This is a genomic window from Rheinheimera sp. B2H12 (assembly GCF_059620065.1).
Map to the genome: position 1 here is coordinate 442,144 of NZ_CM184363.1, position 19,086 is coordinate 461,229.

Here is a 19,086-nt window from a genome sequence, read left to right on the forward strand (position 1 = left end):
GAGCCTATGCCAAGCCGGAATTTTTTAGCCGAATTTGATGCCGCAGCGCCAGAGTGTCAGTACCCGCTGGTACAAAGCTGGATCCAAAGTCCAGCGCGACTGGCATTTTTTGCCCAGCTCAGAGCAGAGCGGCCGGTGTTGCAGACGCCGGTCTGCACGCTCGTGGCGAATTATGTCGATGTCGCCGATCTGCTGCAGTTGCCACAAAGCTTCACTGTTGATTTGTACAAAGCCAAGATGGGGGTGACCGCCACTGACGCCGGTTATCTGATGGCGCATGATGATGATGCCTTACATTACCGGGAAAAATCGCTGATGCAGGGTTTGCTCAATCGCGACGATTTACCGGCAGTACGGCAGCAAGTGGCGAAAAACGCCGCCACAGTGTTGCAACAGGCCGCTGGTGAGATTGAACTGGTCAATCAGTATTGCCGGTTGGTGCCGGTGTTGCTGGTACAACAGTATTTTGGCTTGGATGGGTCGGATAAGCAGGATTTAATCCGCTGGTCGTACTGGAATCAGTACGACGCGTTTCACAATCAGCCGATTGATTTGTTATCCGATCAGGATTACCAGTTGATTATCAGCGAACATGCGAAAGTCTCGGAAGAATTGCAGGCTTATATTGCGGTGCTGATGGCGCGTAAAGTGGTATCAGCACGGCTGAAAGGCTGGTTGCAATTACTGTTAAAACCGCCGGCAATATTGCTGAGCCGTTTGTTGGGCCTGACCATGCCGCCGCACCGGGATACGATGGTCGAGCGGATGGTGAAATCACAGTTTGCCAGCAGTGTCGATTTTCCCTTGCTGCGGGTTGGGGTGAATGCTGGCGGTTTACTGATTGGTGCTATTGAAACCACCTCACAAGCGGTGGCACAAACGGTGCAATTTTTTCTGCAAAGGCCGGAGTTATTACAGCAGGCCAAAGCGTTGGCGCGGCAGGATGATGTGGCAGGCTTTGATGCTATGGTGTGGGAAGCACTCAGGTTTGTCCCCATCAGTCCGGATATTTTCCGCAAAACCGCTGCCGATTGTGACATTGGCCTGGGGACGAATTATCAGACCCGGCTGAAAAAGGGCACTATCGTCCGGTTACTTACCCAGTCAGCGATGTTTGATCCTTATGCTTATCAGCAGCCTGAAACATTTAATCCGCAGCGGGATGTCAATCATAACTTTGTGTTTGGTTATGGTCCGCATCAGTGTCTGGGTAAATATGTCGGCATGCAGTTGATCCCGGAAATGGTCAAACAAGTACTGTTGCTGGATAACATCCAGAGCAAAGCCGATATCAGTTATGTCAATGCCGAGTATTTTCCGGATCGGCCCGGGCCATTTCCGGAACATTACCCGTTATGCTGGCAACCGACCTAAGCTGAGCCTCCAGCAGCTGGCAGGGTTGGGCCCAAGCTGCGCATCGGGTCCAACCTTGTTCAGTTAGTTGATTTCAGTAATAAACTGCTCGCGGCTGCGGCGTACTTTGGCCAGATTGACCAGCCAGTCACCCTCGGCGGCACGATAACCCAGCGGTAACATCACCACAGAGCGCAGGCCACGCTGACGCAGTTGTAAAATTTCATCCACTTGCTCAGGCACAAAACCTTCCATCGGCGTACAGTCAACCTGTTGTTCCGCAGCGGTAATTAAGGCTGAACCCAAACCAATATAAGCCTGACGGGCGGCGTGTTCAAAATTGGTCTGGGCATCCCGTTGCGGGTAAATACTCAGCAGTTGCTGACGGTAATTTTCCCAGCCTTCATTGCGGAAACCACGCACAGTGTTGACCAGATCAAACATTTGGTTAATCCGATCGGCGGTGTAATTGTCCCAGGCGGCGAACACGAGCAAGTGGGAACAATCAGTCACCTGATCCTGATTCCAGGCATGGGGTTTGATTTGTGCTTTCAGCTCAGTATTGGTGACCACTAACACTTCATACGGCTGTAAGCCACTGGAGCTGGCGCTCAGACGGATCGATTCCAGAATGGTGTCTACCACTTCGGTTGGGACGGCTTTGCTGGCATCCATTTTTTTCGCGGCATAACGCCAGTTTAAATGTTTTAATACATCAGACATTGCAAATTCTCTCATAGCTCGCCAGGCCTTCAGCTTGTTGCTGACCCGACCTTGGCCAACAACAGATGTTGGGCAACAGCTTTGATCTGCAGTTCAACTGGCGGCTGGCTTCGTGCATGGAACAAATCCTGTACCCGGCAAAATAACCGGGACAGGGATCAGGGTGCTGCTGGTTCCTTTTCATGCCTGAAGATGCAGGCAACGGGTTGGCACTTAATAGGCCAGCGCTGGCAGCCTGGCAGATCTGGAGACGCTGTGGGCGGAATTAAATGCCTTCGCCTAAAAATACTCTGCTGTAACGTGGTTTCAGAAATACTTGTTGCCCGACGGACAGCCCCAGTTTTTTGAACTGCTCTTTACTGAGTTCGACATGGACCACCCGCTCTGCACCATCCGCCTGCAGTTCCAGTCGTACCACCGGACCGACCACAGTGATCAGCTCCAGGCTGGCAGCAATAGTGTCGGTTTCAGCCTGTAACACCACCTCAATTTCATGTGGCCGGACGTAGGCAAAACCCGGTAACTCGACGTCGGCCTGACTGGCCGGCTGATCGCTGCTATTGGTGTTCACCAGGGTATCGCCGTGCCGCACTCTGGCATGGAATAAATTCACTGTGCCCAAAAATTCATAGACAAAAGGGTTGGCCGGGTTGTCATACACTTGTTCCGGCGTGCCGTCCTGTTCAATTCGGCCTTTGTTCATCACCACGATGCGATCCGCCACTTCCAGCGCTTCTTCCTGATCATGGGTAACAAATACACTGGTGACATGAATTTCATCATGCAACCGTCGCAGCCAACGCCGCAGTTCAGCCCGAACCTTGGCGTCTAAAGCGCCAAAAGGCTCATCCAGCAACAGCACTTTGGGTTCAACGGCCAGTGCCCGCGCGAGCGCGATCCGCTGCCGCTGACCACCGGACAGTTGCGATGGATAACGATCGGCGGTCCAATCTAACTGCACCAGTTCCAGTAAACGATGCACTTTTTGTTTGATTTGTGCAGCCGATGGTCTGAATTTGCGTGGCTTGACAGTCAGGCCAAAGGCCACATTTTCAAACACTGTCATGTTTTTAAATAAAGCGTAGTGCTGGAACACAAAACCGACACCCCGCTCACTGACATGCTGATGACTGATGTCTTCACCATGAAAAATAATCCGGCCTGAATCGGTTTGTTCCAAACCGGCAATCAAGCGTAATAACGTAGTTTTACCTGAACCAGATGGGCCGAGCAGGGCGGTCAACTCGCCGCTCTGAATAGATAAACTGACATTATCCACGGCGACAAAATCACCAAAATTTTTCCGTACCTGTTCGACCTGAATACTCATGTTTACCTCGTGGCGGGACCGCGGTTAGTCGCGATATACCGTCATCATTCATCGGTGACTGTCTGCTGCTCTAGCCAAGCTAACAAGGGGCTGCTCAGCACTGGCGATGGCGCCAAGCTCTGCGGTTGCCATACGCTGTTCCAACTGGATCAGCCACTGCTGCAGCCAGATTTGCCAGGATTGCATTGTCATTGCTACCTCATCTAGACATCTATATGCCTGATGCGCATTACAACAGAGGCTGTTAATAACTTTAAATACTTTTTAGTAGCAAGGTTATAACTGAAAGTAATGAATAACTGATATCTAAGCGGCAGATGAGATTAGTCGGCGGAAATTTTTTGCTGGCGCAGGGATTTAGTGCCGCTGCGTTGTTTTTTGCTATCGAGCCGGCGTTGTTGACTGCCATAGGTTGGTTTAGTGGCATGACGCTTTTTTTGCACCTGACCGGCACTTTGGATCAGTTGGATCAGTTGGGTCAGTGCTGCCGAGCGATTCATTTCCTGGCTGCGGCTTTGCTGGCTTTTGATAATAATTTTACCTGAGGCGGTAATCCTATGATCGGCACGCGCCAATAACGCTGTTTTGTAAAACTCCGGCAACGAAGATGCACGGATATCAAACATCAACTGCACTGCGGTGGAGGTCTTATTGACATGCTGGCCGCCAGGCCCGCTGGCACGAATGGCCTGCCAGTCAAGTTCAGCGGCATCAAGCCGGATACCGGGGCTGATTTCAAGCATGGAATACTCCTGAAAAAAGCTGATCCTGCCAGATCAACCGAGAAATTGCAGCCAGTTTCGCTGACAGCGGCTATAATGCCACACTTTTTTTATGGGTAAGTGAATCTTTCCCCCTGTTGAGGATACCTCTAATGTCACAATTACCACCTTGTCCACAATGTAATTCCGCTTTTGCCTATGAAGACGGTATCCAACTGGTGTGCCCTGAATGCGGCCATGAATGGCAGCCAGGCGCTGTTTCTGAAGCTGCTGACAGCGCAAAAGTGATCCGCGATGCCGCTGGCAATCCATTGCAGGATGGCGATACTGTCACCGTGATTAAAGACTTAAAAGTGAAGGGGTCATCGCTGGTGGTGAAAATTGGCACTAAAGTCAAAAGCATTCGTCTGGTGGAAGGCGATCACGATATCGACTGTAAAATTGATGGTTTTGGTGCGATGAAACTGAAATCAGAGTTTGTGAAAAAAGTTTAAAGCCGTGCCAGGCGGGGTCGGACTGACCCCGCTGGCGTGCACAAACTTAATAGGAACGGCTGCGGTAAGTGGCGGCATCCAGAATGGCCCACAAATGCACCAGCCCGGCCAGAATCGCTGGGACTATTAAAAACCACAGAAAATAACCGACAGCACAAGTGACAAAAAACAGGATAGCGGCCAGTAACCGACCCTGAACCAGCTGTCCCAGCCCCGGAAACGGAATATTACATAAGGCTGCAATTACATTACCGCCTGAACCTTGTTCTGCCATTCTACACCCCGACAATTCACTAAATGAAGCCATGAGATTATCGCACTTTGACCATGCTGACAGCAAAAATCTGTAACAGGCTATGTCGTGTGCATGCCGTTATGGCGCGGGTTCAGTGACAAAACCCAGTTTCAGAATGCCAGCGCTTTGCACTGCGGCCATGGTTTTGACCACATGTTCATAAGCCACAGTGCGATCACCGCGCAGATGAATTTCCGGTTGCGGTTGTGCCGCCGCTGCCGTTTTCAGCTCGGCAGCCAGTTGTTCCGGACTGACTTTACGTTCATTCCAGAACACTTCGCCTTGCGCATTCACCGCCAGTTGCACTGTGCTGGGTTTGACTTCATTCGGCACATTACTGGCGCGGGGTAAATCGACATTGACGCTGTGTGTCAGCACCGGCACGGTAATAATAAAAATAATCAGTAATACCAACATGACATCGACCAGCGGCGTCATGTTGATTTCGCTCATCACTTCATCCTGAGACTCAAAATCGCCGCCAAACGCCATCTCAGACTCCTTTACGGATAGCAGTGACCTGAGCGGCCTCTGCCCGTTGCTGGGCTGATTTTGGGGCGGCGCCCGTCAGGAAATAAGCATGCAACTGAAAGGCAAAGCGGTTTAATTTACTGATGATGCCTTTGTTGCCACGGTTGAGCGCGTTGTAAGCCAGCACGGCCGGGATTGCCACCGCCAAACCAAAAGCCGTCATAATTAAGGCTTCACCGACCGGGCCTGCCACTTTATCAATACTGGCCTGGCCGCTGGCACCAATGCCGACCAATGCATGGTAAATACCCCAGACAGTGCCAAATAAACCAACAAAAGGCGCGGTTGAGCCGACAGATGCCAGCACGGCCAGGCCTTTTTGCATTTGTTCGGCACTTTCTTCAATCGCACCTTTTAAGGTGGAGGTCAGCCAGTCGGATAGCGGCAGATGACCATGTAAATCGTCCTGGTGGGTGCTGTGGTGGTCTAATGCCGCCTGACCTTCATCGGCCAGAAAGCGGAACGGATTAGCTCTGCTGCTGTGCTGGGCATTGGCAGCAGATAAAATCTGCAGACCCTGGGCAAAACTTTGCGCATGCCAGAAATCACGGCTGGCGTGGGCGACTTTTTGCAGTTGCCATAAATGGCGGGCGCGGATCAGGATCACACACCAGGAGGCGACGGACATGATCAGCAGGACCAGGGCGACGCCTTTAATCACGCCATCACCTTGTGCCCACAATGCAGCAATGCCATAAGGGTTTTGTTCAATCATGCTGGACCTCAATCAAAAGTTATGGATTCAGAGAAAAATTCACTGGCATTTCATACCAGAAATCAATGGCTTTACCGTTTTGCCTGGCAGGCTCAAACTGCCACTTTTTTACCGCCTGGCGGGCTGCCTGATCCAGCCGGCTAAAACCGCTGCTTTGTTTGATGCTGATATCACCCACAGTGCCATCGGCTTTCACTTCCAACAGTAACCAGACAATGCCTTGTTCTTTTTTCTTGCGTGACATCTGCGGATAAACCGGCGCCCGGTTTTGTAACCCCTTCGCTGCAGCCGAAGGCGGTTGCACTGGTGCCGGCTGGGCTTTGACCGGTTTACTGGCGGTGGGCGCTGGTGTTTTCGCCACGGTTTTGACCGGCGGCTCTGGCGGTGCCTGCACGGCACGTTCTGACGGTGGTGCTTTTGCTATTGGTTTAGGTTTGGCAACCGGCTTAGGCCGCACTTTCGCGACAGGTTTGACCGGTTCAACCGGTTTAACCTTCACCGGCTGTGGCGCAGGCTCTGCTTTGGGCGTGCTGATCAGGACCGCCATCATCGGAGGCGGCGTGATGGTTTCAGCAACTGGTGTGGTGCTGACGGCCATCGCGACGGCCAGACCTGCCAGGTGGACGGCAATGACGATACACAAAATCACAATATGCTGACGGGCAAATCTGTCCACATGTATTCCACAGCCATGGCTAAGCCAATGCTGATATAAAGCTATATGATAATAGTTCGTATTATCTCATTTTCAATGCTGACATGATAGTGCTTTTGTTGAGCAAGGTGATAAATCTTTCTGGCCGGCTTTAAAGCATGGCATCACGCCAGTCCGGCACTGGGTTATGGGGCCGGTTCTGGCAAGTGCCGCGCTGAACACAGCGGCGCTAAGCGACTTGTTTTTCCGCCAGATGCAGTTCCATCGTCGCTTTTAATAAGCGGAACAGCCGGATCGATGCATCAATTTCTTCTTTTCGGTTGGTCAGACTTTCGACGTTCAGTCCCAGTGGTAAGTCTAAATTGGCACAATGCTGCAGAATTTGCTGCAGGTTGTCACGGCAGATTTTAATCGATTCATGCAGCGGATGGTCGGCATCCAGAATGCGATAACGACTGGCCTCTGGCACTGAAATGCCAAGCCATTGCATAAAATCCAGTGTTTGTTCACCGCCACAGGGGGTAAAGGTCAGAATGATGCGTTGTGGCGTCAGACCTTGTTGCTTACAACTGCGGGCGTAGCTGGTGAGTAAATCAATAGTGGCCTGGGCGTTGTAAACAGCTTGCGAAATAAAAAACTGACAACCCTGGTGCGCTTTTTCGATCAGCCGCTGATGTTCGTTGCCTTTTTGCGCATGACGTTCGGCAATAGCGACCCCGCCCAGATAAAAACACTGTGCTGAGCTGGCCAGTTGCTGATAAGCGTCGCTCAGGCTGAGTTTAATGGTGCCATTGGACGATGGGCTGCCAACCAGCACCAGATTATCCAACTGATACTCTGTTTTGGTTTCGCCAAGCCAGTGCTGAAATTCCGCGGCATCACGCTGTGCCACACTTTTATAAGTAATCACGTCACGCCGTGCCAATTGGCGCAGGATCTGGCTGTAAGCTCTGGGATCCAGTGTCTGTTGAAACGGGAAAGGCCGTTCACTGCTCACTCGGCTGCTTTCATCCTGAATGTCATAAATAATCAGGCCGTCGTATTCCACTTCATTCAGCCGCGCCAGCAGTTTTTTTGCGATGCGCTCAGTTTTATCGACCGCAGTACCGGCTTTTGGCGGAGTGGTGCCAATCAGGTATACCCCTTGGCTAGGATCGGTAATTTTTTGCTTTAAAGATAACGCCATGATCAACACTGCTTGCTGGATGAAATTACGGCTAAGTATACAGATGTTTGGATGGCTGGCCATCCAAATTTAAATGAATTTTTTCGATAACAGTGCACTGAATGATTCAAGCAGGTTAAAACAGCAGGCGATTCAGCTGGCGAAATTAAACTGTGTTGCAGACCAACTCAGCGCAAAGCCGCTTGCGGCCTGAGCTGGCGGGCATTATGCTGCAGTTTTGACTTCGGACGACCTCGCATGGCAGCGCATCTGCACTTGTTTTCATCACTTCACCCGGTTGCGGGCAACTTAGCTGCTGCGCCAACATCACGCCTGAGCCCTGGCTGGCGGGCCGCTTTATTGCTTTTGCTATGCAGTCAGTTCAGTTGCAGTACCCAGCTAGCACCAGACTCTGCCTTGCGCTCCTTGACCTTATTGCATATCAACGACACGCACTCGCACTTTGACGCCGATCCGGCGACAGTGCAGCTTGCTGGCCAATCGCAGCCGCTTTATACCTATATTGGCGGCCACGGCCGGGTCGCGACGCTGGCCAGGCAATGGCGGCAACAGGCAGCACAACAAGCTAAGCCGTTGTTATTTTTACATGGTGGTGATGCGTTTAAGGGCAGCGGTTATTTTGAAGAATTTGGCGCGGCTATTAACAGCGATATGCTCAACCGGTTGCAACTGGATGCGATGGCGCTTGGCAATCATGAATTTGATTTAGGGGTGGCAGAATTGGCCAGTTTTGCCCGTGCCAATCAGTTCCCGTTGTTGGCTGCGAATCTGGATACCACAGCAGAGCCAGCATTACCGGCTGGTTTGATCCAGCCTTATGTATTGTTTGAAATTGATCAACAGCAGCGCGCCCAGCCTGTGACACTGGCGCAGGTGCAACAGCCAGCAAGAGTAGTTGCCGTGTTTGGGCTGGCATTGCAGGATATGAAAAACTTATCAACGCAGACCGGCGCCCTGCAGTTTCAGGATGAAATTGACAGCGCACGGCAGTTAATAGCGCAGCTGAAACAACATGGCATTGAGCGGGTGATTGCGCTGACCCATCTGGGGCACCAGCGTGATTTAACCATCGCCGCTGCAGTGGACGGTATTGATGTGATAGTCGGTGGCCATTCCCATAGCTTGCTGGGCGATTTCAGCGCCTGGGGTCTGGGTGTACAACCGCCTTATGCCGAACAAATCCGCAGCCTGAGTACTGGTCAGCCGCGGCAAAGTCCGGCTTGTGTGGTGCAGGCCGGTCAGTTTGCCCAGGCGCTTGGCAAGCTGGAGTTGGAGTTTGATCAACAAGGCCAGATCAGCCTTTGTCAGGGCGAGAATACGCTGCTGGCGAGTGCTGACTTCTTCCGCGCTGCCAGTCGCAGTGAGTCGGAGCGGTTGACCGATCCGCAGTTGCTGAGTGCAGTGGCGGCTTTACCACGTACCCGGATTGTGGCCGAAGCGAGCGATATCCGGCAACGACTGGATCAACATTACAAACCGGCAGTTGAACAAAGGTATGGCCCGGTGCTGGCGATCGCTGGGCGTAGCTTTATGCATGTGCGCCAGCCTGGCGAACAAGGCAGTTCAGAGCATGGTTCAGAGCTGGCACCGCTGGTGGCTGATAGCTTGTTACAGTACGTCAATCGCGCTGATATTCAGGCGCAAACCGGCCGCGCCGCCGATATCGCCTTAGTCGCTGCTGGCAGTATCCGTAGCAGTCTGGCGGCTGGCGCTGTGCGCGAAGGTCATGTGTTATTGGAAATTCTGCCTTATCAGACCTCGGTCAGCTTATTGACGGTGAGCGGTAAAACGCTTAAACAGCTGTTGCAACAGACTATTGCGGCCACTATTGCACCAGGAGCACATAGCGGCAAATTTCCTTATGGCGCCGGACTACGCTATCAGGCGCTGGTCGGCCCGGACGGGCAACTCAGTTTCAGCCAGCTTGAATGGCTGCAGCAGGATCAGTGGTTGCCAATTGAAGACGAAATGCAGTACCGACTGGCCACGACTCAGTATTTAGCCGATGGCAATGATGGCTGGGGCGCGCTGGCACAAGCTCAGCTCGCCGGCACAGACCGGATTGATTTAGCTTTTGTCGCCGGTCAGTTGCAACCTTTTCCATTGCGTCGCCTCGTGCTGGCCAATGCTGCGGAGCCGGCGGCACAGCACAAAGTGCAGTATCAGGCGCAATACCAGCCGCAGTATCAGCCGGGTAAAACGCTGAATTGTCAGAGTGGCCAGGCTGAGCTGCGTTGTGGTGTGCAAAATCAGGCGCTGCTGGATTATATTCGGTTCCAGCCGGAGCGCCTGCAGCAATTATTGCCGCCGCTGGTGACATTCCGCCGGCAAGCCGCACTGTAAAGCTGCGCGAGGTGGCGGCCACAGGCGCAAGGTTTGCGACCGTCGTGGTAGCGCTTTCATTTGCATTGCAGGCGGTTTTTTCAGCAGTTGCCGCGGTGTTTGGCAAAATCCCGTTAAAGCAGCAGCTTTGTGAGTGAAAGTCTTGACGGATGAGGCTAATTGTCATAAATCTGTCGCCTGCGCGGCATAAATTATCAGCTTTACAAAGGATGTCAGGTGATGTTGGGGCGTATTTACACACTGCCGGTGTTGTTGTTTTGTGTGCTGACTTTATTCAGCGCTGGTCTTGCCTCTTATATCCAATTGATTGAACACCGTTCCAACAGCAGTAAAGCCTCGATTATCGCCCATCAAATTAGCAGCAATCTGGAAGTATTTTCTGCTGACCGTTTACGCGCTATTGATGACTTGTTGGCGAGCTGGCCGGTCTATCACGCCAACCCGATAGACTGGTTTAACGTTCGCGCCAATACCCTGGCGAAGGTGTTGCCTGGTTTTAAAGATATAGTACTGGCCGATCCGCAATTGCGCATGCAGTGGAGTATCGATAAAACCAATCGGCAGCACAGGCTTGGACAGTCGCTGACCGTGATGGGCCTGGCGGCGGTGCCTGTAGGTAAAATGCAGTTCAGCACAGGCTTCTATTTGCAGGATAATCATCAATATGCAGTGATTGCCAAAGTGATTGACGATCGCAACCCGGCCAAAGGCGTGGTCGCGGCCAGCTTCGACCTGGATGAAATTTTACTGGTGCTGGTCGGGGAGCTGGTCAGTGATAACCTGAGTTTTTATCTGCTGGACCAACAAAGATTATTATTTAAACATGGCGAGCTGGATTTAGCTGCGCCCGTGGTGGAGCAACATTTGAGTTTTGCCGGCCGCGACTGGTTATTTGTGATCCAGTCCCGGCAGCAAGGCTTACACAGTGCTTTGCTGGTGCTGTTGATCGGTATCAGCTCAGCCCTGATGATGAGTTTATTGTTATACCGTCATTTACGCCGCGAACAACAGTTATCCGCTCACCAGCAAATGTATCTGGCAGCCGCCAATGCCTCGCTGGATGCGATAGCCTTATACAGCCCACAGAGCGGTGCGACCGCTGATTTTAAATTAAAACATACCAATGCCAGAGTGCCGTTGTTGCTGCAACCGGCGGGGCAGCATTTGTTGCAGTTGACTTTAAAGCAACAGTGTCAGGCACTGGGTAGTGATGCCTTCTGGTCAGCTTGTCAACAAGTGTTCCATCGCGGTCAGCCGTTTGAAACTGTGGTCGCGCTCGATTCGCCGTTGTTATTTGCAAAGTGGTTGCGGGTGCAAGTGGTGCGGGCTGGTGAAGGGCTGGCGGTGACATTACGTGATATCACAGTGCGTAAAACAGAAGAGCAACTGCTGAAAATCAATGAAGAAAAATATCGGCGTTTAATTGAAGGTATCGATGGTCATTTTATTTACCGGATGACGACGGCGGGGCAAATCGATTTTATTTCCAATAGTGTGCAACAGATCCTGGGTTATCAGCCGGCTGATTTTTGTCAGCATCATCAGCGTTATGTGCGGCAGGAGCCGGCCAATATGGCGCAGATCCGGCTGTTGTTGCAACAAGGCCACACGCCGGCGCCTTATATGATTGAGTATCTGGATGCAACGCAGCATCCCAAAGTTATTGAATACCGCGAACGGCCCATGCTGGATGACCAAGGGCAAGTGCTGGCCATTGAAGGCATAGGCCGCGATGTGACTGCTGAGCTGGCACTGCAGCAAAAAATCCGCTTTCAGGCCGATCATGATCAACTGACAGGTCTGCTGAATCGGTATGCTTTTGATCTCCGCCTGAAACAATTGTTGGCGGATGCGGTGCCGGCCATCCTCTGTTATATCGATATGGACCAGTTTAAGCTGGTCAACGACTCCTGTGGTCATTTAGCCGGTGACGAGCTGCTGCGCAGTGCCGCCAACATTCTTGCCACTGATTTGGCGCCTGGCGATATGCTGGCACGGCTGGGGGGGGATGAATTTTGTCTGATTTATACTGGCATTAACCTGGCCCAGGCCGAGCAACGCCTGCAGCTGTTATTTGAACGTATTCAGGCGTTTCGTTTTAGCTGGGAAAATAAAGTCTTTACCATAGGTGCCAGTATTGGGGTGCTGCAACTGCGTGGCCAGACGCAAAATACAGTGGAAATTCTGAAAGCGGCCGATAGCGCCTGTTATTTTGCCCGCACTGCGGGGCGTAATCGTTATCAGGTAGTCGATACCGATGCTGCTGAGCTGAACCATCGGCAAAACGAGCTGAATCTGGTCAGTAAAATACAGCAGGCCATAGATTTAAATCAGTTTGAGCTGTACTTCCAGTCGATAGTGCCGCTGCAGGGCCAGGGCCAGGGGCATCATTATGAAATCCTGCTGCGACTTAGTGATGCGCATGGGCAGATGTTAAGTCCGGCGGTGTTTATTCCGCTGGCGGAGCGGTTTGGCCTGATGCAGGCGATTGATCGCTGGGTGTTTAATCAGGTGCTGGATGGGCTGGAGCAACAGCCGCACCATGTGGCGCAACTGGAAAAAGTCGCGATTAATTTGTCTGGTTTGTCGCTGGGGGATGATAATTTATTGCAACATATCCTGCAGCGGTTTGCCCGCAGTGCAGTGCCACCGGCCAAAGTCTGTTTTGAAATTACCGAGACCGCCGCAGTGACCAATATGGCGAGCGCTGACCGTTTTATTCAGACGTTGCGGCAGATTGGCTGTCGTTTTTCGCTGGACGATTTTGGTGCCGGCATGTCCTCTTTTACCTACCTGAAAAATATGCCGGTCGATTTTGTCAAAATTGACGGTTCTTTTGTCCGCAATATGGCGGTGGATGCCACCGATTACGCCATGGTCAAAGCCATCGCCGAAATTGCCATCAGCTTAGGTAAACATACTATTGCTGAGTTTGTGTCGGACGGACAGGTGAAACAACTGCTGAAGGAGCTTGGCGTTGGTTTTGGCCAGGGCTTTGCGCTGCATAAACCACAGCCCTGGCAGCCTTGGGTGCAGCAGCAGTCGCAGCCTGCCCCTACGTTGGCGGTGTTGCCGTGAACAGCCAAGATAAAGTGGTGATAGTGACAGGCGCCAGTCGGGGTATTGGCGCTGCCACAGCCTTATTACTGGCATATCAGGGTTATGCCGTGGTGGTGAACTACCGGCAGCAACAGGCTGCTGCTGGGGCTGTTGTTGCGGCGATCACCGCTGCCGGTGGCCGGGCTATCGCGGTGGCCGCTGATGTCAGTCAGGAGGCGGCGGTTTGTCACTTGTTTGACTGCGCTGAACAGCAATTTGGCGCCGTGACCCATCTGGTGAACAATGCGGGCCGGTTGCAGCCACAAAGCCAACTGGCGCAGATCAGTCTGGCGCGTTTTCAGCAAATGCTGAGCGATAATCTGCAAAGTTGTTTTTTATGTTGCCGCGAGGCGGCCCGACGTTTTAGCAGTGGCGCCGCTATTGTGAATGTTTCTTCAGTCGCAGCCAGAACCGGCTCAGCCGGTGAGTATGTCGATTATGCTGCCGCCAAAGCCGGTATCGACACGCTGAGCAAAGGCTTGGCACTGGAACTGGCCGGCCGTGGCATTCGCGTTAATGTGGTGCGCCCTGGTTTTATTGACACCGAGATGCATGCCGATGGCGGTGAACCAGGCCGGGTGGAACGACTAAAACATCAGATCCCGCTGCAACGTGGCGGGACTGCTGCCGAAGTGGCAGCTGCGGTCGCCTTTTTACTGTCGGAGCAAGCCGCTTACAGCACTGGCATTGTGCTGGATGTGGCGGGTGGTCGTTAACCGATAGCTCTGAGTGTTCAGCATGCGCTTCAGTGCTCACCTGACTAACTCCGCTCTGCCTGGATCGAATATTTCACTAACTGCATCACCAGCGGCCGTACCATTAAAATAGCGGTAAAAGCACAGGGCATCGCAACCTGATAAGCCTGCCAGACCTGGCGCAGATAATCGCTGCTGAAACCGCGATTGAGTGCAGTAATCAGCAACGTCATCAACAAAGCCATAATGCCGGACATGTAAAAAGCAAACAGCAGCGGCGTATAACGGGCTGGCAGCTTGAAGCGATGTGCTTTGGTTGGAGCTTGAGAAGCTGACATCAGAAAGTTTCCTGCTTAACAAAGTAAGGACGGCATTATAAAAGACTGCTTGGGGGTTCAGTAGAATGTTGCAGCTGGTTACAGTCGTAAGTTAATATTTCGAATCTTTTATGGTGGCACGTATTGGCTTATGGATTCGTTAAAAGGCATTCAGTGTCTGATTAAAGCGGTACAAACCGGCAGTATTGCAGCGGCTGGTCGTCAGCTTGGTATCAGCGCTGCCGCTGCCAGTCAGAATATTGCCAGGCTGGAACAACAGCTTGGTTGTCGATTACTGGTTCGAACGACCCGTCAACTGGCGCTGACCGAATCAGGCCAGTTGTATTATGACCGGGTGGTTACTTTGTTGCAGGACCTGGAAGACGCGGGTCAGGCCGTGAGTGCTGTCACTGCGACACCTGGTGGGCGTTTAACGGTCGCGGCCAGCGCTGCTTTTGCCAGACATTTGTTGGCAAAAGCATTGCCGGGTTTTCAGCAACTGTACCCCAGGATTATCACTGAGCTGATTACCACAGATCGCAGAGTCGATCATATCAAAGAGGCGGTTGATGTCAGTATCCGGATTAAAGAAACGCTGGAAGATGGGCTGGTCGCTCGACCGCTGGCCCGGGTGCCACTGTTGTTTTGTGCCGCCCCCGCTTATTTGCAGCGGGTTGGTAAACCAGATCGGCCGGAACAGTTGCTAGCGCATCAATGTCTGTTATTCCGGTTGCCAGGACATGGCCGTTTGCTACCCTGGCGTTTTATCCGTCATGGTGTCAGTTTTGAACCCAAGCTACAAACTGCCATGATCAGTGATGATATTGATGCGCTGGCTGCGATGGCGGTGGCTGGTGCAGGTATCGCCAGACTTGGCGCTTTTGTGGCTGAGCCGCTGCTCCGGGCTGGCAAACTGGTTGAGTTGTTCCGCTTTGAGCCGGATACCGCCTTACAGGCCGAAGCTGAACCGCTGGAATTTTATCTTTGTGTGCAAGACCGGCATCAGTTGACGCCAAAAGTACAAGCCTTTTACCAGTATCTGCGACAGCAAATCCCATTACAGTGGCGGCTTTAGCCGTGAGCGCAACTCGCTCCTGAACGCAATAACAACGACAAAGGCGCTATGCTGGCTTGCCAGCAGTACGTTCCGGTGCGATCAGTTTTATATTCGATTTTATCTGATTTTCAATCAGGGATATTCGATTTTTATTGATTTTAAAAATCGGTATGATAACAGGCAATTCGTGATTGAATTCCTTGTTGTCCTCGATACTTGCTGAGCAACACTGGCGTGACCCAAACGTACTTGTGGTGGGTAACCTATCCGCTCTTTGCCCCGGTGAAAACCGGGGCTTTTTTTTATGTGCAGGAATGAACGGTACAGCCTTGTGGTCGGGAACAAACAAGGCTGCATGTGCAGGAATAGGTGACTGGATTGCAGCTCGCTGGCGCGCCATCTAGTTAACATGAATGAAAATTAAATATTTATCTGATATGCATAAAAAGTGACAAAAATTGATATTTTTGTTGTTTATCTGTGTTGAACCTGATGGTATAAAAAATCAGCAGGACTTGCCTGCTTATACTCACAGGAACAAAAAATGAAAAAAAATACTAAATTACGCGTTGTCATTGTCGCAGCCCTGTTCGGTCTGTTTTCTGGTTATGCGATGGCAAAACCTATGGTCTCTACCTGCCAGGAAGAGTGTACTTTATTCTGCGCATGGCTGGGGTTGTGCCAGTAAAGCCAGTCAGGTAACTAGGATTGAGCAAGAGTGCAGCCATTGCTGCCTCTTGCAGTGTTATTTCGGCACTGATGTGAGAATCTAACAATGGCAAATTTCAAATTTATCGCAGTGGTGTTTGGACTGATGTTTGCTGTTGGTCAGTTGCTGAGTTATCTGCATACAAATTATCTTGCCCAACCTGTTGTGGTATATGGTGATTATCAACAATATGGCCTCAGCCAGACGCAACAAGTCAAAGTATATGGTGTGAGTTGGTGTGTGTTTTGCAAACAACTGACTGCTGAATTAACCGCCAGAAACATACCTTTTACTTTGGTTGATGTGGAGAAAGATGCCTCGTCCAAAGTTGAGTATCAGGCTTTAGCAGGCCGCGGTTATCCGTTAGTGATTGTAGGGGATGCACTGATCTATGGTTTCCAGCGGGATATTGTTAATCGCGAACTAAAAAAACTTGGTTATCCCGATTGAAGCTGCCATCAAACGATCTGATAGTTCTAATCCGAGGCGACTGCGCCTTGTTATGTCATGGATCCTGCAGTGCTTTTATCTGAGCACTGCCAGGCGAAAAAAATCCGCCAGTGGCAGTAAAGGACTCAACTTAGCTGCAAGATGATGCGATTGCAGCCGATGCTGGCCGTTTGAAGCAGGTGAAATAATGGGATTGAGTCCGAAGTTAACTCTGTTGTTTTGCTTTTTTTGACGCCCAGCAACCACAGCCCCCGCAGAAAATGACCTTTTCTTATGTTGAACATCCGGTGATGGTCAATGTATTGATCTGCACACACTATGCATATCCGAAGTGTAGTGAATTAGAGTGCTAATTCTACCGCAAAAATATCCAAAAGCGCGTTAGATCAACAGTCTACTGCGCCCATTGCTTTTATTAACCAAGTTTCAGTTCCGGAAAAAAAGAATGTCTGCAAATAAGGCAAAGCAGCCATTCGCGTTTTCGAGATCCTTCGTTTGATGTAACCACAACTCGCCCGACGTTACCTTTACCCCAAGCAGCAAGTCGGCTGGGGCGAACGGAACATTTACCGCCGGTCGGTTTGCAGGAATGAACCAACAGCGGTTGTCGGAGCAAAGATACTGGCCGGGTGCTGTTCAGCTGTCCCACCAGCTGTTGCTGGCAGTTCAGCCTTCATGAGCGCCAATCCCCCGCGCTTTGCTGGGCATCAACAGGGGCTTAAGCGTTTTTTTAGCGGGCGACTGGCCTGTCACCGCGCTTTGCTCGTATACCTGCAGCATGGCCTTGCGACAAACATCTGAATATGACTACCGCCAAAAGCAGTAAAGTTCCCACCAGCCGGCTGGCACGATTTGGCAGCCTGGCCAGTTTAGCTGGCAAAGTAGCCGGCGGCATGTTAGCCGAAGGCGCCCGACAGCTGGCGCAAGGCCAAAAACCGACACTACAGCAAGTCTTGCTGACGCCAGCCAATGCAAAACGCGTTACGCAGCAGCTGGCGCATATGCGTGGTGCGGCGATGAAACTTGGCCAATTGTTATCGATGGATGCCGGCGACCTGTTGCCACCGGCGCTCAGTGGCATATTGGCGCAGCTCAGAGCGCATGGCAGCCCGATGCTACCGGCCCAACTGGCTGCTGTGCTGAAGCAAGAATGGGGCGCCGACTGGCAGCGTCAATTCAGTCACTTTAGTTTTGCGCCGCTTGCGGCCGCTTCGATTGGCCAGGTGCATGCAGCAAACCATGACAATGGCCGGCCGCTGGCCGTCAAAATCCAGTATCCGGGCATCAGCACCAGTATCGACAGCGATGTGGATAATGTGGCGACCTTGTTACGCATTAGCGGGTTGCTGCCGCAAGGACTGGCTATCGAGCCATTGCTGGCCGAAGCGAAACAACAGTTGCATCAAGAAGCGGATTACCTGCAGGAAGCCTGCTACCTACAGCGCTATCAGCAGCTGCTCGCCGCAGATCAACGCTTTTTACTCCCAGCGTTATACCCTGAGCTATCCAGCCGTCATATTCTGACCATGGGCTTTGTCGACGGCGTCGCACTGGATGAGTTAAGCCGGCAACCACAGGCGCTGCGGGATACCGTGATGAGCTGGTTGTTTGAGCTGTTATTTCTGGAGATCTTTCGTTTCCGGTTGGTCCAAACCGACCCGAACTTTGCCAACTACCGCTATAACCTGGCCGCCAATCAGCTGGTCCTGCTGGATTTTGGTGCCTGCCGCGATTATAGCCAAACCGTCAGTGACGGTTATCGGCAGCTGTTCCGTGGTCTATTGCAACAAGACCAAAGCATCCAACTGCAGGCGCTGCAACACATTGGTTATTTCAGTACCGACATAGTGCCAGCCCAGCAACAAGCCGTGCTGGATTTGATCAGCCTGGCGGCGGAGCCCCTGCAACAAACTGTGTATGATTTTGCCGCTTCAGATTTAGCACCGCGCATGCGTGACGCCGGATTGCAGCTATCGACCCGCTTGCGCTATTGGCATACGCCACCGGTCGATGCGTTGTTTTTACATCGTAAAATGGCAGGATTATTTTTACTGGCCAAACAGCTGCAGGCCAAAGTAGCGGTGCGGGCCTTGCTGGAGCCATTTTTATAAGCTTACCGGCAAGACCTGTCAGACTGGCTGGTAACGCTGTCAAAACTAGAGTTTGTAACTTGGACAAATATGAACTGATCTTTGAGAATGAATTTCGGATCAACCAAAGGTCCGCAACTAAGGCAAAGCCAGCATTTATTTTTTCCGAGAGCCTAAGTTTTGGGCCACTACTTTTCGCTTAAAACGCTGATCGTGCCGCAGCAAAAGCGGACGGCAGAAACCAGAATGAGTTATAGGTGTCTGCGGGGTTAGAAGCCAGAGCATGATGCTCTGGCCTCTTCGTTTTCTACAGTACGAACCT

At 51.7% G+C, this 19,086-nt stretch carries 19 protein-coding genes; 9 read left to right on the forward strand and 10 right to left on the reverse strand.

Annotation, left to right across the window (positions count from 1 at the left end):
• The first annotated feature begins 6 nt into the window (after positions 1-6).
• Positions 7-1,374, forward strand: coding sequence for a cytochrome P450 (locus AC53GJ_RS01965; protein ID WP_496730849.1), 1,368 nt, complete (start codon positions 7-9; stop codon positions 1,372-1,374).
• A gap of 63 nt (positions 1,375-1,437) precedes the next feature.
• Here the strand turns inward: AC53GJ_RS01965 and AC53GJ_RS01970 are convergent, their stop codons facing one another.
• The 3 genes from AC53GJ_RS01970 to arfB all read right to left on the reverse strand — a co-directional run bounded on the left by AC53GJ_RS01970 (position 1,438) and on the right by arfB (position 4,149).
• On the reverse strand, positions 1,438-2,076 hold the full coding sequence (locus AC53GJ_RS01970) for an NAD(P)H-dependent oxidoreductase (RefSeq protein WP_496730850.1): 639 nt from the start codon (positions 2,074-2,076) through the stop codon (positions 1,438-1,440).
• A 265-nt stretch (positions 2,077-2,341) separates the two neighbouring features.
• Positions 2,342-3,406 carry a sulfate/molybdate ABC transporter ATP-binding protein gene (locus tag AC53GJ_RS01975; RefSeq protein ID WP_496730851.1) on the reverse strand — a complete coding sequence of 355 codons (1,065 nt, stop codon included), beginning with the start codon at positions 3,404-3,406 and terminating at the stop codon, positions 2,342-2,344.
• A gap of 323 nt (positions 3,407-3,729) precedes the next feature.
• Positions 3,730-4,149, reverse strand: coding sequence for an alternative ribosome rescue aminoacyl-tRNA hydrolase ArfB (gene arfB / locus AC53GJ_RS01980; protein WP_496730852.1), 420 nt, complete (start codon positions 4,147-4,149; stop codon positions 3,730-3,732).
• Positions 4,150-4,280: 131 nt separating this feature from the next.
• On the opposite strand from arfB, the gene AC53GJ_RS01985 reads away from it, so the two are divergent.
• Positions 4,281-4,622, forward strand: coding sequence for a zinc ribbon domain-containing protein YjdM (locus AC53GJ_RS01985; RefSeq protein ID WP_496730854.1), 342 nt, complete (start codon positions 4,281-4,283; stop codon positions 4,620-4,622).
• Between the two features lie 46 nt (positions 4,623-4,668).
• On the opposite strand, the gene AC53GJ_RS01990 is transcribed toward AC53GJ_RS01985, so the two are convergent.
• The 5 genes from AC53GJ_RS01990 to AC53GJ_RS02010 form a co-directional block, all read right to left on the reverse strand.
• Positions 4,669-4,896, reverse strand: a complete 228-nt coding sequence (locus AC53GJ_RS01990) for a hypothetical protein (protein WP_496730855.1) — start codon at positions 4,894-4,896, stop codon at positions 4,669-4,671.
• A 99-nt stretch (positions 4,897-4,995) separates the two neighbouring features.
• Entirely contained in the window at positions 4,996-5,409 is a 414-nt protein-coding gene (locus AC53GJ_RS01995; RefSeq protein WP_496730856.1) for an ExbD/TolR family protein, read from the reverse strand.
• A gap of 1 nt (position 5,410) precedes the next feature.
• Positions 5,411-6,163 (reverse strand): MotA/TolQ/ExbB proton channel family protein, encoded by a 753-nt coding sequence (locus AC53GJ_RS02000; RefSeq protein ID WP_496730857.1) that lies wholly within the window; start codon positions 6,161-6,163, stop codon positions 5,411-5,413.
• 19 nt (positions 6,164-6,182) lie between these two features.
• A complete protein-coding gene (locus tag AC53GJ_RS02005; RefSeq protein ID WP_496730858.1) occupies positions 6,183-6,839 on the reverse strand; it encodes an energy transducer TonB in 657 nt (218 codons plus the stop codon).
• Positions 6,840-7,047: 208 nt separating this feature from the next.
• Positions 7,048-8,004 (reverse strand): hypothetical protein, encoded by a 957-nt coding sequence (locus AC53GJ_RS02010; protein WP_496730859.1) that lies wholly within the window; start codon positions 8,002-8,004, stop codon positions 7,048-7,050.
• A gap of 237 nt (positions 8,005-8,241) precedes the next feature.
• Between AC53GJ_RS02010 and AC53GJ_RS02015 the strand changes: the two genes are divergently transcribed.
• The 3 genes from AC53GJ_RS02015 (at position 8,242) to AC53GJ_RS02025 (ending at position 14,162) form a co-directional block, all read left to right on the forward strand.
• The gene (locus tag AC53GJ_RS02015; protein WP_496730860.1) at positions 8,242-10,347 is read left to right on the forward strand and encodes a bifunctional metallophosphatase/5'-nucleotidase; all 2,106 of its coding nucleotides are present in this window, start codon (positions 8,242-8,244) and stop codon (positions 10,345-10,347) included.
• A gap of 219 nt (positions 10,348-10,566) precedes the next feature.
• Positions 10,567-13,425, forward strand: coding sequence for a bifunctional diguanylate cyclase/phosphodiesterase (locus AC53GJ_RS02020; protein WP_496730861.1), 2,859 nt, complete (start codon positions 10,567-10,569; stop codon positions 13,423-13,425).
• Entirely contained in the window at positions 13,422-14,162 is a 741-nt protein-coding gene (locus AC53GJ_RS02025) for an SDR family oxidoreductase (protein WP_496730862.1), read from the forward strand. The genes AC53GJ_RS02020 and AC53GJ_RS02025 overlap by 4 nt, the downstream gene beginning before the upstream one ends.
• 44 nt (positions 14,163-14,206) lie before the next feature.
• Here AC53GJ_RS02025 and AC53GJ_RS02030 read toward each other — a convergent pair whose 3' ends face one another.
• Positions 14,207-14,479, reverse strand: a complete 273-nt coding sequence (locus AC53GJ_RS02030; protein WP_496730863.1) for a DUF2798 domain-containing protein — start codon at positions 14,477-14,479, stop codon at positions 14,207-14,209.
• A 130-nt stretch (positions 14,480-14,609) separates the two neighbouring features.
• Here AC53GJ_RS02030 and AC53GJ_RS02035 point away from each other — a divergent pair, with 130 nt between their 5' ends.
• The gene (locus AC53GJ_RS02035; RefSeq protein ID WP_496730864.1) at positions 14,610-15,533 is read left to right on the forward strand and encodes a LysR family transcriptional regulator; all 924 of its coding nucleotides are present in this window, start codon (positions 14,610-14,612) and stop codon (positions 15,531-15,533) included.
• A gap of 46 nt (positions 15,534-15,579) precedes the next feature.
• Here AC53GJ_RS02035 and AC53GJ_RS02040 read toward each other — a convergent pair whose 3' ends face one another.
• Positions 15,580-15,915: a hypothetical protein gene (locus AC53GJ_RS02040; RefSeq protein WP_496730865.1), complete on the reverse strand. Its 336-nt coding sequence runs from the start codon at positions 15,913-15,915 to the stop codon at positions 15,580-15,582.
• 144 nt (positions 15,916-16,059) lie between these two features.
• Here AC53GJ_RS02040 and AC53GJ_RS02045 point away from each other — a divergent pair, with 144 nt between their 5' ends.
• The 3 genes from AC53GJ_RS02045 to AC53GJ_RS02055 all read left to right on the forward strand — a co-directional run bounded on the left by AC53GJ_RS02045 (position 16,060) and on the right by AC53GJ_RS02055 (position 18,785).
• Positions 16,060-16,203 carry a hypothetical protein gene (locus AC53GJ_RS02045; protein WP_496730866.1) on the forward strand — a complete coding sequence of 48 codons (144 nt, stop codon included), beginning with the start codon at positions 16,060-16,062 and terminating at the stop codon, positions 16,201-16,203.
• A gap of 87 nt (positions 16,204-16,290) precedes the next feature.
• Positions 16,291-16,674 carry a glutaredoxin family protein gene (locus AC53GJ_RS02050; protein WP_496730868.1) on the forward strand — a complete coding sequence of 128 codons (384 nt, stop codon included), beginning with the start codon at positions 16,291-16,293 and terminating at the stop codon, positions 16,672-16,674.
• An 803-nt stretch (positions 16,675-17,477) separates the two neighbouring features.
• On the forward strand, positions 17,478-18,785 hold the full coding sequence (locus tag AC53GJ_RS02055; protein WP_496730869.1) for an ABC1 kinase family protein: 1,308 nt from the start codon (positions 17,478-17,480) through the stop codon (positions 18,783-18,785).
• Positions 18,786-19,086 lie beyond the last annotated feature (301 nt).

Coding starts and splice junctions, on each gene's coding strand:
- AC53GJ_RS02045 (WP_496730866.1), top strand. CDS start 16,060: ATGAAAAAAAATACTAAATTACGCGTTGTCATTGTCGCAGCCCTGTTC.
- AC53GJ_RS02000 (WP_496730857.1), bottom strand. CDS start 6,163: ATGATTGAACAAAACCCTTATGGCATTGCTGCATTGTGGGCACAAGGT.
- arfB (WP_496730852.1), bottom strand. CDS start 4,149: ATGCTTGAAATCAGCCCCGGTATCCGGCTTGATGCCGCTGAACTTGAC.
- AC53GJ_RS02015 (WP_496730860.1), top strand. CDS start 8,242: ATGGCAGCGCATCTGCACTTGTTTTCATCACTTCACCCGGTTGCGGGC.
- AC53GJ_RS01965 (WP_496730849.1), top strand. CDS start 7: ATGCCAAGCCGGAATTTTTTAGCCGAATTTGATGCCGCAGCGCCAGAG.
- AC53GJ_RS02040 (WP_496730865.1), bottom strand. CDS start 15,915: ATGGCGCGCCAGCGAGCTGCAATCCAGTCACCTATTCCTGCACATGCA.
- AC53GJ_RS01985 (WP_496730854.1), top strand. CDS start 4,281: ATGTCACAATTACCACCTTGTCCACAATGTAATTCCGCTTTTGCCTAT.
- AC53GJ_RS01970 (WP_496730850.1), bottom strand. CDS start 2,076: ATGTCTGATGTATTAAAACATTTAAACTGGCGTTATGCCGCGAAAAAA.
- AC53GJ_RS02010 (WP_496730859.1), bottom strand. CDS start 8,004: ATGGCGTTATCTTTAAAGCAAAAAATTACCGATCCTAGCCAAGGGGTA.
- AC53GJ_RS01975 (WP_496730851.1), bottom strand. CDS start 3,406: ATGAGTATTCAGGTCGAACAGGTACGGAAAAATTTTGGTGATTTTGTC.
- AC53GJ_RS02050 (WP_496730868.1), top strand. CDS start 16,291: ATGGCAAATTTCAAATTTATCGCAGTGGTGTTTGGACTGATGTTTGCT.
- AC53GJ_RS02020 (WP_496730861.1), top strand. CDS start 10,567: ATGTTGGGGCGTATTTACACACTGCCGGTGTTGTTGTTTTGTGTGCTG.
- AC53GJ_RS02035 (WP_496730864.1), top strand. CDS start 14,610: ATGGATTCGTTAAAAGGCATTCAGTGTCTGATTAAAGCGGTACAAACC.
- AC53GJ_RS01990 (WP_496730855.1), bottom strand. CDS start 4,896: ATGGCAGAACAAGGTTCAGGCGGTAATGTAATTGCAGCCTTATGTAAT.
- AC53GJ_RS01995 (WP_496730856.1), bottom strand. CDS start 5,409: ATGGCGTTTGGCGGCGATTTTGAGTCTCAGGATGAAGTGATGAGCGAA.
- AC53GJ_RS02030 (WP_496730863.1), bottom strand. CDS start 14,479: ATGTCAGCTTCTCAAGCTCCAACCAAAGCACATCGCTTCAAGCTGCCA.
- AC53GJ_RS02055 (WP_496730869.1), top strand. CDS start 17,478: ATGACTACCGCCAAAAGCAGTAAAGTTCCCACCAGCCGGCTGGCACGA.